The organism is Herbidospora solisilvae, from assembly GCF_009901565.1.
Lineage (GTDB): Bacteria > Actinomycetota > Actinomycetes > Streptosporangiales > Streptosporangiaceae > Herbidospora > Herbidospora solisilvae.
The window spans coordinates 391,160-403,494 of sequence record NZ_WXEW01000006.1 but is presented as its reverse complement, the minus strand read 5'-3'; the positions used below and the strand labels follow the sequence as shown (position 1 = coordinate 403,494).

General features: G+C 70.4%; 10 protein-coding genes. 8 read left to right on the top strand and 2 right to left on the bottom strand.

All coding sequences use genetic code 11. The features are described 5' to 3' along the window. Nucleotides 1-56: 56 nt before the first annotated feature. Complete coding sequence (locus GT755_RS21880) at nucleotides 57-1,190, top strand: benzoate/H(+) symporter BenE family transporter (protein WP_202610338.1); 1,134 nt, start codon at nucleotides 57-59, stop codon at nucleotides 1,188-1,190. Here GT755_RS21880 and GT755_RS38660 read toward each other — a convergent pair. Continuing rightward, nucleotides 1,139-3,034: a prolyl oligopeptidase family serine peptidase gene (locus tag GT755_RS38660; protein ID WP_202610337.1), complete on the bottom strand. Its 1,896-nt coding sequence runs from the start codon at nucleotides 3,032-3,034 to the stop codon at nucleotides 1,139-1,141. The two genes, GT755_RS21880 and GT755_RS38660, sit on opposite strands and share 52 nt — an antisense overlap. Before the next feature lie 47 nt (nucleotides 3,035-3,081). On the opposite strand from GT755_RS38660, the gene GT755_RS21870 reads away from it, so the two are divergent. The 7 genes from GT755_RS21870 to GT755_RS21840 are packed head-to-tail and all read left to right on the top strand — an operon-like array spanning nucleotide 3,082 to nucleotide 10,892. Next, nucleotides 3,082-4,884, top strand: coding sequence for an ABC transporter substrate-binding protein (locus tag GT755_RS21870; RefSeq protein ID WP_161481518.1), 1,803 nt, complete (start codon nucleotides 3,082-3,084; stop codon nucleotides 4,882-4,884). Between the two features lie 4 nt (nucleotides 4,885-4,888). Then, complete coding sequence (locus tag GT755_RS21865; protein WP_202610336.1) at nucleotides 4,889-5,830, top strand: ABC transporter permease; 942 nt, start codon at nucleotides 4,889-4,891, stop codon at nucleotides 5,828-5,830. Then, complete coding sequence (locus GT755_RS39835) at nucleotides 5,827-6,711, top strand: ABC transporter permease (protein ID WP_328794450.1); 885 nt, start codon at nucleotides 5,827-5,829, stop codon at nucleotides 6,709-6,711. Before GT755_RS21865 ends, GT755_RS39835 begins: the two co-directional genes overlap by 4 nt. Further along, entirely contained in the window at nucleotides 6,708-7,667 is a 960-nt protein-coding gene (locus tag GT755_RS21855; protein ID WP_161481516.1) for an ABC transporter ATP-binding protein, read from the top strand. The genes GT755_RS39835 and GT755_RS21855 overlap by 4 nt, the downstream gene beginning before the upstream one ends. After that, a complete protein-coding gene (locus GT755_RS21850; protein WP_161481515.1) occupies nucleotides 7,664-8,596 on the top strand; it encodes an ABC transporter ATP-binding protein in 933 nt (310 codons plus the stop codon). Before GT755_RS21855 ends, GT755_RS21850 begins: the two co-directional genes overlap by 4 nt. Next, a complete protein-coding gene (locus GT755_RS21845) occupies nucleotides 8,593-9,873 on the top strand; it encodes a M20/M25/M40 family metallo-hydrolase (protein ID WP_161481514.1) in 1,281 nt (426 codons plus the stop codon). The genes GT755_RS21850 and GT755_RS21845 overlap by 4 nt, the downstream gene beginning before the upstream one ends. Next, the gene (locus tag GT755_RS21840) at nucleotides 9,870-10,892 is read left to right on the top strand and encodes an arginase family protein (RefSeq protein ID WP_161481513.1); all 1,023 of its coding nucleotides are present in this window, start codon (nucleotides 9,870-9,872) and stop codon (nucleotides 10,890-10,892) included. Before GT755_RS21845 ends, GT755_RS21840 begins: the two co-directional genes overlap by 4 nt. Here the strand turns inward: GT755_RS21840 and GT755_RS21835 are convergent. After that, on the bottom strand, nucleotides 10,877-12,331 hold the full coding sequence (locus GT755_RS21835; protein WP_235967008.1) for an AAA family ATPase: 1,455 nt from the start codon (nucleotides 12,329-12,331) through the stop codon (nucleotides 10,877-10,879). The genes GT755_RS21840 and GT755_RS21835 overlap by 16 nt on opposite strands. Between the last annotated feature and the right edge of the window lie 4 nt (nucleotides 12,332-12,335).

The window sequence follows — 12,335 nt, the reverse complement described above, 5'->3', positions numbered from 1 at the left end:
GCTATCCTCCCTCACGCGGGAAGCGTTCCGTTTACGGAACGATTGGAGGAACGCCCATGGTCCAGCCCATCGTCGCGGGCATCGTCACGGCCGTCGTCGGGTTCGCGAGTTCGTTCGCGATCCTGCTCGGCGGTTTCCAGGCCGTGGGGGCGAGCCCGGCCCAGGCCGCCTCCGGGCTGCTCGCGGCCTGTCTCGCCGTGGGGGCCTGCTCCATGTGGCTCTCGTTGCGCTATCGGATGCCGATCGTCGTCGCCTGGTCCACGCCCGGCGCGGCCCTGCTGGCCTCCACCGGGGCGGTCGAGGGCGGGTTCGCCACCGCAGTCGGGGCGTTCCTCGTCTCGTCGGCGCTGATCGTGGTCGCCGGGCTGTTCACGCCGCTCGGGCGGTGGATCGCGACGATCCCGCAGCCGATCGCCGCCGCCATGCTCGCGGGGGTGCTGCTGCCCCTGTGCCTGGCGCCGGTGCAGGCGGTCGTCCAGGTTCCGGCGCTCGCCATCCCGGTCGTGCTGGTCTGGCTGGTGCTGATGCGGTTCGCCCGGACGTGGGCCGTCCCGGCGGCGCTGGTGGTCGCGGTCGTGCTCATCGCCGCGCCCGTCGACGCCGGGTGGCCGCAACTCGCGTTCACGGCCCCGCGGTTCACGGTCCAGGGGGTGGTCTCGATCGCGGTGCCGCTGTTCCTGGTGACCATGGCGTCCCAGAACGTGCCGGGGATGGCGGTCATGGCGGGGTTCGGCTATCGGGTTCCGCTGGCGGCGGCGCTGCGGGTCACCGGGATCGCGTCGGCCGCCGCGTCGCCGTTCGGCGGGCACGCCGTCAACCTCGCCGCCATCTCGGCGGCGTTGTCGGCCGGGCCGGACGCCGAGCCCGATCCGGCGCGGCGCTGGATCGCGTCCACCACCTCGGGGGTCGCCATGATCGCCCTCGGGCTGTCGGCGGCGGTCGCGACCTCGTTCGTGGTGCAGTCGCCGCCGATCCTCATCCAGGGGGTGGCGGGGCTGGCCCTGCTCGGGGCGCTGACCTCGGCCATCAGGAACGTCGAGGGGGAGGCGGCCATCATCACCTTCCTGGTGACCGCCTCAGGCGTCGGTTTCCTCGGGGTCGGGGCCGCGTTCTGGGGGCTGCTCGCGGGCGGGGTCGTTCACGTCTTCTTCAGCGCCTCCAGGACGAAGGAGAAGATCTCCGCCTCGTAGTGAAGGCGGGCGTAGCGGCCGGTCGGGCCGGAGTGGCCGCCGTCCTCCACCTCCACCCGGAACAGCGGGTCGGCGCCGTTCGCGCGGAGCCTGGCCACCCATTTGGCCGGCTCGTGGACCAGCACGCGTGGGTCGTTCACGGCGCCGGTCACCAGCAGCGGCGGCAGGTCGCCGCTCGGGACGTTGTCGTAGGGGGAGTAGGCCAGCATCCAGGTGAAGTCCTCTAACCGGCGGGGGTCGCCCCATTCCTCCCACTCGTTGACCGTCAGGGGGATGGTGTCGTCGAGCATCGTGGTGACGACGTCGACAAAGGGGACCTCGGCCACCACCCCCGCCCAGAGGTCGGGGCGCATGCCGTACACGGCGGCCTGGAGGAGGCCGCCGGCCGACAGGCCCCGGGTGGCGATCTTCGAGACGTGGCCGTCGAGCAGGAACTCGGCGGCGGCGATGTGGTCGGTGAACGTCGTCGGCTTGCGGGACAGGCGGCCGGCCTGCCACCAGGCGCGGCCCATCTCGCCGCCGCCCCTGACGTGGGCGTGCGCGAAGACCGCGCCCTGGTCGAGGAAGGCCGACAGGGCCGCGTCCCAGGTCGGCTCGAAGACCGCCTCGTAGGCGCCGTAGCCGTAGAGCAGGCAGGGGGCGGTGCCGTCGAGCGGCACGTCGGCGCGGCGCACCACCGTGACGGGGATCAGCGCGCCGTCCGGGGCGGGGGCCCAGAGGCGTTCGCTCACGTAGCCGTCGTGGCGGGGGTTCTCCTTCAGGAGCTTCCGTACGCCGGACGCCAGCGTCAGCCGCCACCACTGCGTCGGCTCGCTGTACGACCCCGTCTCGAAGATCACCGAATCGGTCAGGTACTCCTCGTTGTGCACCAGGGCGATCCGCCCGCAGGGCACGGGAGGGTGCACCTCGTACGACGTCCCGTCGTCGCCGAGCACCCGCAGGAGCGGGTCGCCGCCCCGGCGCAGCGTCAGCACCCGGTGGCCGTCGAAGCAGTCGACCGACAGGATGCGCTCCCCGGGCAGCGGCGGCACGCCGACCACGCGGAACTCCGAGTGCCCGTCGTCGGTCCAGGTCACCAGGCCGTCGAGGGTGGCGTCGCAGCGGTATTCGACGCCCGGACAGCGCCCGCCGACCGACTCGGGCACCCCGTCGACCACCGACCACACCTCGGTCGTGTCACGGCTGGCGGCGGTGATGAGCAGATGGGTGCCCGACCGGGTCGCCCGCACGGTCAGCTCGAACCGGCGGTCGCCCTCGCGGAGCACCACCTCGTCGGCGCCCGTGGAGATGTCGTAGCGGCGCACCTCGCAGGGGCGGTACACCTCGTCCACCACCGTGTAGTAGAACCACCCGTCGGCCCAGCCGCCCGTGTAATAGGTGCCGGCGATGCTCACCGGCAGGTCCTCCAGCGTTTCCAAAGAGCGGAAGCGCAGGTCGTAGACCTCGTCGCCGGTCACGTCGATCGAGTAGGCCAGCCAGCGCCCGTCGGGCGACACCTCGCGCACACCCAGTTCGACGTAGTCGCCGAACGCGTCGAGGTCAAGCAGGACCTGGTCGCAAGCATCACGCTTTCGTCTGAATTCGCCGAACTCTCTTCCGGCGTCAATCTGCGTGTAGTAGACAAAGGCCCCATGACGCCAACTGACTGAAGACTCAGTCTCAGGCGTCCGTCCAGCCATTATGGCTGCGAGGTGCTGCCGAAAGGGGGCGGTGTGGGCGATCCGGGACTCGTAGCGCCGCCGCTCGGAGATGAGCACGTCTCGTACCGCCACGGGGTCTCTCATCCAGGCGTGGTCGTCGATCCGCTCGATGCCGTGCAGTTTGTGCACTACCGGGTGTGTCATGGCAGGACAGTACCGATTTGGAGCGACTCCCGCCCCCGGAGGACGATATGCACCATTTCGTCATCAAAGCACTGACCTTCGCACTCGCCGGAGGGCTCCTGTCCACCCCCCTCAGCCCGACGCCCGCCGCCCCGAAAGTGACCTTCACGATCGGGATCCAGTCGGACGTCGACTCCACGAACCCGTTCACGGGCATCGTCGTGGAGGCCTACGAGACCTACGCGCTCATGTACGACTACCTGACCACCTCCAGCGCCAAGGACGTCTCACCCCAGCCGTCCCTCGCCGAGTCCTACAGCGAGGCGCCGGACAAGAAGTCGTGGACGTACAAGATCAGATCCGGGGTGAAGTGGTCGGACGGGCAGCCGCTGACCGCGCGCGACGCCGCGTACACCTTCAACCGGATCATCGACGGCGACTTCGAGCAGACCAACTACGGCAACTACGTCGTCAACATCGACAAGGCCGAGGCGACCGACGACACCACGCTCGTCCTGCACGTCAAGAAGCCGACCCCCATCATGGAACGGCTGGCCGTGCCGATCCTGCCCGAGCACGTCTGGAAGGACGTCGACGGGGACGCGGTCAAGTCGTACGCGAACGAACCCCAGAACGGTCAGCCGGTCGTCGGCTCCGGGCCCTTCCAGCTCGTCGAGCGGCGCAAGGGGCAGTACCTCCGGTTCGCCGCGAACAAGAACTACTGGCGGGGCGCGCCGAAGTTCGACGAACTGGTCTTCCGGGTGTTCACCAACGCCGACGCCGAGGCGCAGGCGCTGGTCCGGGGTGAGATCGACTTCGCCTACGACCTGCAGAGCAACGTCTTCAACTCGCTCAAGGACAAGCCCGGGGTGACGACGCGCAGCTCGGAGTACTCCGGCTTCAACGAGATCGCCTTCAACACCGGCGCGGCCCTGGCCGACGGCACTCCGATCGGCGACGGCCACGAGGCGCTGAAGAACAAGCAGGTCCGGCTCGCCATCTCGCACGCCATCGACCGGCGGACCCTCGTCGACCGGGTGCTCAACGGGCACGGATCGCCCGGTGACACCTTCATCCCGCCGGTCTACCCGCTGCTGCACTACACGCCGCCCGTCCCGCAGAACTTCGACCTGGCCAAGGCCAACCAGCTCCTCGACGCGGCCGGATATCCGAAGAAGGCCGACGGCACCCGGTTCGCGCTGCGGCTGTACGCGCGACAGGAGTCGCAGGACTCGCAGAGCACCGCGGAGTTCGTGAAGAGCTGGCTGAAGGAGATCGGCATCGACGTCACCGTCAAGGTGATGTCGGAGGACACCCTCACCGAGGTGATCGGCCAGGGCGACTACGACATGTTCGAGTGGGGCTGGGTGGTCGAACCCGACCCCGACTACCAGATGTCGGTGTTCACCTGCGGCAAGCGCAGCTACAAGGACGGCGACGCGATCTACGCCGACCTGTCGGACTCCTTCTACTGCAACCCCGCCTACGACGAGCTCTACGAGCAGCAGGCCGGCGAGACCGACCAGGCGAAGCGCGCCGAACTGGCCAAGCGCATGCAGCAGCTGGTCTACGACGACGCGGCGTACGCGATCACCTACTACTACAACGACCTGGTCGCCTACCGGAGCGACCGCTGGACCGGCTTCACCCCGCAGCCCGACCCCGACGGGTCGTTGTTGTTCCAGTACGGCGTGCACTCGTATCTGACGATGGCGCCCGTCACGGCCACTGAGAAGCCGCAGGCCGCTTCTTCGAGCGGCGTCAACGGCGGGCTGATCGGCGGGATCGTGGCCGGTGTGGTCGTGCTGGCCGGCGCGGTGTTCCTGGTCACGCGGCGGCGCTCGTCGGTCTCCGCCGACGACCGGGAGTGAGCGGGTGCGCGGCTACGTCCTGAAGAAGGTCGGCTGGTCGATCGGCACGCTGCTGTTCGTCGTGGTCTTCAACTTCTTCCTGTTCCGGCTGCTGCCGGGCGACCCGATCGGCCTCTACACCCGAGGCCGGAACATGTCGCCCGAGCAGCTCATCCGGCTGCGGCAGCAGCTCAACCGGCCCATGGGCGAGCAGTTCGTCGAGTACCTCTCCAACCCGTTCGCCTCGGCGATCAACTCGACCCGGTTCAACCGGCCGGTCTGGGAGATCATCGGCGAACGGGTCTGGCCGACCGTGCTGCTCGTCGGCACGGCCGTGCTGGTGGCGGCGCTGGCCGGGGTCTGGCTCGGCATCCGCAGCGGGTGGCGGCGCGGGTCGCGGTTCGACCGGATCACGACCGGCACGACCAACACGCTCTACGCGATGCCGGAGTTCTGGGTCGGCATGATGCTGATCATGTGGCTGCCGTTCTTCCCGAGCGGCGGCATCAACTCGGTCGGCGTGTCGGGATTCCTCGCGACCTCGGTCGACACGCTCTGGCACATGGTCCTGCCGGTGACCGCGCTCGCCATCGTCTACCTGGCCGAGTACACCTCGATCATGCGGGCGTCGCTGGTCGACGAACTGCGGCAGGACTACCTGACGCTGGCCCGCGCCAAGGGCCTGCGCGAAGACCTGGTCAGGCGGCGGCACGCGGTGCCCAACGCGCTGCTGCCGACCATGACGCTCATCTTCCTCAACCTCGGCTTCGTGATCGGCGGGGCCATCACCGTCGAGTACGTCTTCTCCTGGCCCGGTCTGGGGCTGCTCACCGCCGAGGCGCTGCGCGGGCCCGACATCCCCCTGCTGCAGGCGGTGTTCCTGCTCTTCTCCCTCGGGGTGATCGTGTTCACACTGCTGGCGGACCTGCTGTACGCCGTACTGGACCCACGGGTGAGCACCCGGTGACGGCCATCGCCTGGCAGCGGCGGCGCGCCACGGCGGCCCGGTTCTGGGCCGACTTCCGCTCCCACCGGTCGGCCCTGGCCGGGCTGGGCATCCTGGTCCTCTTCGGGTTCGTCGCCGTGTTCGCCTCGGTGCTGGCCGACCCCGCCGGGCTCGACGTCACCAAGGCGACCGCCCCGGCGCACGCCGCGCCGTCCGCCGAGTACTGGCTCGGCACCGACCAGAACGGCCGGTCGGTGCTCACCCTGCTCATCCACGGCACCCGGGTGTCGCTGATCGTCGGGCTGGCGGCCACCGCCATCGCCATCGTCATCGGCACGATCGTCGGGATCATGGCCGGGTTCTACGGCGGCTGGGCCCGCTCGACGCTGATGGGCCTCACCGACTGGTTCCTGGTCATCCCGTTCCTGCCGCTGGCCATCGTGATGGCCACCGTGCTCGGGGCCTCGCTGCTGAACATCGTCATCGTCATCGGGGTGACGTCGTGGCCCGGCACCGCCCGGCTGGTCTGCGCGCAGACGCTGAGCGTGCGGGAGCGGCCCTACATGGAACGGGCGCGGGCGCTCGGCGGCGGCGACTGGCACCAGATGACCCGGCACATCCTGCCCAACGTGATGCCGCTCGTGCTGGCCCACGTGGTCTTGACCGTGTCGGTGGCCATCCTGTCGGAGACGACGCTCTCCTTCCTCGGGCTCGGCGATCCGACACGGCCGTCGTGGGGCTACATCCTCGACAACGCCTACGGGACCGGGGCGATGTCGAACGGCGAATGGTGGTTCGTGCTGCCACCGGGCCTGTGCGTGGTGCTGGTCGTGCTGGCGTTCACGCTGGTCGGGCGGGCTTTGGAGGTCGTGCTGAACCCACGTCTGCGGGAGGGGCCATGAGCCTGCTGGAGTTGCGGGACCTGTCGGTCACCTACGCCGGAGACGTGCCCGCCGTGCGCGGGGTCTCGCTGAGCGTCGCGCCGGGCGAGGTGCTCGGCGTCGCGGGCGAGTCGGGGTGCGGCAAGTCGACCATCACCAACGCGGTGCTGCGGCTGCTGCCGAAGTCGGCGACGGTCGGCGGGTCGGTGCTGCTCGACGGCGAGGACGTCTACGGGATGTCGTTCGGCCGCCTGCGTGCCATCAGGTGGGCCACCGCGTCGATCGTCTTCCAGGGGGCGCTGCACTCGCTGAACGCGGTGCAGACCATCGGCCGCCAGATCGCCGAGCCCATCCTCCTGCACGAGCCCAAGACGTCCCGGAAGGCCGCCGACCTGCGGGTCGGCGAACTGCTGGAGCAGGTCGGGCTGCCGGCCCGGCGCGCCCGCGACTACCCCCACCAGCTCTCCGGCGGCCAGCGGCAGCGGGTCATGATCGCGCTCGCGCTGGCCTGCCGCCCCCGGCTCGTCATCGCCGACGAGCCGACCACCGCGCTCGACGTGATGGTCCAGGCGCAGGTGCTGGAACTGCTGTCGGGGCTGGTCAGAGACCTCGGGCTGGCCTTGGTGCTGATCTCCCACGACCTGTCGGTGCTCGGCACCACCTGTGACCGGGTCGCGGTCATGTACGCCGGGAAGGTCGTCGAGGAGGGCCCGGCCTCGGTGGTGTTCGACGACTCGCGCCACCCCTACAGCGGCGCGCTCGCCGGGGCGTTCCCGCGCGTCGGCGACCCCCGGTTCCGCTACGCCCCCGCCGGGCTCGCGGGCGATCCCCCCTATCCGGGCGACCTCCCGGCGGGCTGCCCGTTCCACCCCCGGTGCCCGGTCGCCCTCGACCGGTGCGCCGAGGCCGAGGTCGAGCTGGTCCAGGTCGAGGCCGGGCGGCGGGCCGCCTGCCTGCTCGCGGAGGAGGCGTCATGACCGCACTGGCCGCACGCGGCGTCCAGGTCCGCTTCGGCGCGGCCCGCGCGGTCGACGGGGTCGACCTGGAGATCGGTTCCGGCGAGATCGTCGCGCTGGTCGGAGAGTCCGGGTGCGGCAAGTCGTCGCTGGCCCGCGCCCTTCTCGGGCTGGTACGCCCCTCCGCCGGCGCCGTCGAATGCGCCGGCCGCCCGCTCGACCACCGCCGGCTGAAGGAGTTCCGGCGGCACGTCCAGCTCGTCCTCCAGGACCCGAGCGGGTCGCTGAACCCCCGCCACACCGTCTACGAGGCCGTGGCCGAAGGGCTCAGGATCCACAAGGTGCCCGGCGACGAGCGCGAACTGGTCGCCGCCGCGCTCGCCAAGGCCGGGCTGCGCCCGCCGGAGCGGTTCTTCCTCCGCTACCCGCACGAACTGTCCGGCGGCCAGCGGCAGCGCGTGGTGATCGCCGGGGCGCTCGTGCTGGAACCCGACGTGCTGGTCGCCGACGAGCCCGTGTCGTCGCTGGACGCCTCGGTGCGCGGCGAGATCCTGGCGCTGCTGCTCCGGCTGCGGACCGAACTCGGGTTGTCGTTGCTGGTGGTGACCCACGATCTCGGGCTGGCGTGGAACATCGCCGACCGCGTGGCGGTCATGTATCTGGGCCGCATCGTCGAGACCGGCGACACGGTCGAGGTGCTGACGGCGCCGCGGCATCCGTACACCAAGGCGCTGCTGTCGGTCGTGCCGGAGATCGCCCGGCAGGAGCCGATCGTGCTGACGGGCGAGGCCCCCGATCCGTCGCGCATCCCCGGCGGCTGCCGTTTCCGCCCCCGCTGCCCGGCCTACGCCGCCGGGCTCCCCGCCGACCTGGCGGAACGTTGCGAGAAGGAGAACCTGCCCGTGCTGCCCGCCGACCGCGGCCACCATGCCGCCTGTGTCCTGCCATGAGCGACGTCGGGACGATCTGCTCCGATCTGATCAGGATCGACACCACCAACGAGGGCGACAACCGGGGCCGGGGCGAGCGCGGCGCGGCCGAATACGTGGCGACGCTGCTCTCCGACGCCGGGGTGCCGGCCACGATCCTGGAGACCTCGAAGGGCCGGTCGAACGTGGTCGCCCGCGTGCGCGGCTCCTCCGACGCCGACCCGTTCCTGATCCACGGCCACCTCGACGTGGTGCCCGCCATGGCCGGCGACTGGGCGATCCACCCGTTCTCGGGCGAGATCGTCGACGGGGTCGTGTGGGGACGCGGCGCGGTCGACATGAAGGGCACCTGCGCGATGACGCTCGCCCTCGTGCGGGAGTGGGCGGCGCGCGGGGTGCGGCCGTCGCGCGACGTCGTGCTGGCCTTCACGGCCGACGAGGAGGCGACCGGGGAGTACGGGTCCTACTACCTGGCGCGCGAGCACGCCGATCTGTTCGAGGGGGTGCGCGAGGCGATCAGCGAGGACGGCGGCTACTGCGTCGTCCACGACGGACGCCGCATCTATCCCGTGGCCGTCGGCGAACAGGGCATGGCCTGGATGCGGCTGACCGCGAAGGGGGTCGCCCAGCACGGGTCGCTGCGGGCGGTCGACAACGCGGTCGCCGAGATGTGCCACGCGTTGTCGCGGCTGGCGTCCCACGAGTGGCCGATCCAGCTCACCTCCGGCGTGGTGAGCATGCTCGACGGCATCTCCCGGGCGCTCGGCCGCGAGCTGGACATGTCGGACCTCGACGGCGAGGCCCGGCGGCTCGGCCAGGTCGGCGAGCTGTTCGCCCACGTGCTGCGGAACTCGGCGAACGTGACGGTGCTGGACGCCGGGTACAAGGTCAACGTCATCCCCGGCTCGGCGTCCGCCCAGGTCGACGGCCGGTTCCTGCCCGGCTCCCGGGACGACTTCCTGGCCACCGTCGACTCCCTGCTGGGCCCGAAGATCAGCCGCGAGTTCATCTGCTTCGAGGACGCCCCCGAGGCCGACCCCGGCGGCCCCACCTTCGACGCGCTCTGCGCCTCCCTGGTGGCCGAGGACCCCGAGGCGCTTCCCGTCCCGTACGTCATGAGCGGCGGCACCGACGCGAAGGCGTTCCACGAGCTCGGCATCGTGACCTACGGGTTCGCGCCGCTGGCGCTGCCCGAGGGGTTCGACTACAACGCGATGTTCCACGGCGTGGACGAGCGGGTGCCGGTCAGCGCGCTGGAGTTCGGCGTACGGGTGCTCGACCGCTTCTTCCGCCCGTGATCGGCGTCTGGTCGCCGGCGACCCTGCGGCACGACCCGTCGGCGGAGATCTGGATCGGCCTGCGCACCCCGGGCACGGAGGTGGCCGAACGGGTGCACCGGATCCGGGAGGCGGTCGCCGCTGAGTGGGTGCCCGCCGAGGAGGCGCCCTGGAGCGCGCTGACCTCGGTCCACTCCGAAGGCCTGCTCCGGCATCTGCGTGACGTGTATGGGGAGTGGGTCGCGGCGGGCTACCCGCAGGACCGGGTGGTGCCCTACGTCTTCCCCACCGAGGCGATGCTCGGCGGCATGCCGGGCCGGCTGCCCGCCGCCGTCCACGGCCGGGCCGGCCGGTACGCCTACGACACGATGACCCTGGTCGGCCCCGGGACCTGGGAAGCGGCGCTGACGGCGGCGGGCGCGGCGTGGACCGCGGCCCGGCGGGTGTCTTCCGAAGGCCTGGTGTACGCCCTCTGCCGTCCGCCCGGCCACCACGCGACGCGCGACGGCTACGGCGGCTCGTGCTACCTGAACAACGCCGCCGTCGCCGCGACGACGCTGCTGGCCGAGGGGTGCGCGAAGGTCGCCGTCATCGACGTGGACGCCCACCACGGCAACGGGACCCAGGCCATCTTCTGGGACCGTGACGACGTCTTCTACGGCAGCGTGCACGTCGACCCGGGCGCCGGCTGGTTCCCCCACTACGTGGGCTTCGCCGACGAGACCGGCGGCGGGACGACCCTGAACGTCCCCGTCGCCCCGGAGTCGGGGGACGCGGTGTGGCTGGCCGGGGTGACCCGGTTGTGCGAGGCGGCGCAGGCCTTCGGCGCGGAGGCGCTGGTGGTCTCGCTCGGCGTGGACGCCGCCGCGGACGATCCGGAGAGCCCGCTGCGGGTGACCCGGGAGGGCTACTTCGAGACGGGACGGCTGCTCGGCGGGCTGGGGCTGCCGACGGTGGCGGTGCAGGAGGGCGGCTACCACCTGGAGACCCTCGGCCCCCTGGTGGCCGCCACCCTATGCGGCATTCAGTCGCCTTCGTAGAGCCGGTCGAGGCCGACGAGCTGGATGCGGCCGCCGCTCTCACGGGCGGCCTCCTCCAGCTGCGGCATGAACCCGGCGCCGCTGAACAGCAGCAACCGGCGGGCCGGCCGGACGGCCGCGACCTTCTCCAGACGGGCCAGATGGCCCATGCCGATCACGTCTCCCCACTTCACCTCGCCCAGCGCGAGGAGTTCGCCGCCGGAGCCGAAGGCCGCCAGGTCGACCTCATGGCTCTGGCGGGTCGATGAGTCGTAGACGACGCCGGAGAGGACCTTGGACGGCATGCCGCCGACGGTCTCGTCGGAGGCCATGTCGGCAGTCCAGACCCGGCACATGCGCTCGAAGACCGGACCGGCGACCTGGCTGGGAAAGATGTTCTTCGACGCGGCAGCCCAGATGCGCTCTGTACGGCCGGGCCGCACGACTTCGAGTTGAGACCAGAAAGGCCGCATGATCGCGTGGTGGAAGCGGACCAGGGGTTCGGTGATGCGGTAGTAGGAACGGTTGCCCCGGAAGGGGTCGGGGTCGGAGACCAGCATCCCCGCATCCTCAAGCACTTTGAGGTGGTGGGAGATGTCGCTGGCCTTTCGCTCAATGCGGCTCGCGATGCCGCCTCGAGTGTTGTTCCCCTCCGCGACCGCGGCCAGGACGGTGCTGTAGAGCCCGGTCTCACGAAGCGCGGGATCTTCGGCGAGAAGCATTCGCACTTCTCGGAAAAGGGGACTCACCGGGCTCAGCACATGATTGACGACCCAGTTGTCGAAGTCGTCGATGCTGCGGGGGACGGCGTCCTCAAGGAACTCCGCCCGGTAGGCAGGCGTGCCACCGACGATGAAATAGACCAGCGCGGCAAGCCGCCGATCAGTCAGTCCCCAGTAGTCGGCCGCAACGCGGAAATTGAAGGACGGCAGCACCATCTCGAACCCGGCTCGGCCACGTAGCGGAGCTTGGCCGGAGAGTAGTCCGCCCATGAACGATATAGAAGAGCCACAGAGCAGCAGCCGGATACGGGAGTCAAGGCGAAGCTTGCGACGTGGCGCCAGAGCATGCTGGATGATTGAGGGAAGTTCCTTTGCGTCCCCGGTCAGGTAGGGGAATTCATCCAGAACGACAGGTATCGGCCGGTCCATGGAGAGAGACAGCAGACCGTCGATCGCCTGCTGCCAGTTCTCGAATCGTATGACCCCCGGTGATCCCAGGTAGTCGCCCACAGCGTTTCCGAGTTGGCGCAGCGCCTCCTGCCTGGGCACATTTTCCGTGGCGCCGAAATAGAATCCGCCTGTCGCTTCGCAGATGGCCTGCAACATGAATGTCTTCCCTTGGCGGCGCCTGCCGGACATCACGCCGAGACTCGCTCGCTCCAGGGAACTGGTCACCCACCGGGAGAGCTGGCCCCACTCCCACTCGCGGTCGAACATGTCAGCAGGTTTGTCGATCATGTCC

What these genes read in the sequence shown, in the direction of transcription:
- GT755_RS21880 (WP_202610338.1), top strand. Translation starts at nt 57, where the DNA reads ATGGTCCAGCCCATCGTCGCGGGCATCGTCACGGCCGTCGTCGGGTTC.
- GT755_RS38660 (WP_202610337.1), bottom strand. Translation starts at nt 3,034, where the DNA reads ATGACACACCCGGTAGTGCACAAACTGCACGGCATCGAGCGGATCGAC.
- GT755_RS21870 (WP_161481518.1), top strand. Translation starts at nt 3,082, where the DNA reads ATGCACCATTTCGTCATCAAAGCACTGACCTTCGCACTCGCCGGAGGG.
- GT755_RS21855 (WP_161481516.1), top strand. Translation starts at nt 6,708, where the DNA reads ATGAGCCTGCTGGAGTTGCGGGACCTGTCGGTCACCTACGCCGGAGAC.
- GT755_RS21850 (WP_161481515.1), top strand. Translation starts at nt 7,664, where the DNA reads ATGACCGCACTGGCCGCACGCGGCGTCCAGGTCCGCTTCGGCGCGGCC.
- GT755_RS21845 (WP_161481514.1), top strand. Translation starts at nt 8,593, where the DNA reads ATGAGCGACGTCGGGACGATCTGCTCCGATCTGATCAGGATCGACACC.
- GT755_RS21835 (WP_235967008.1), bottom strand. Translation starts at nt 12,331, where the DNA reads ATGATCGACAAACCTGCTGACATGTTCGACCGCGAGTGGGAGTGGGGC.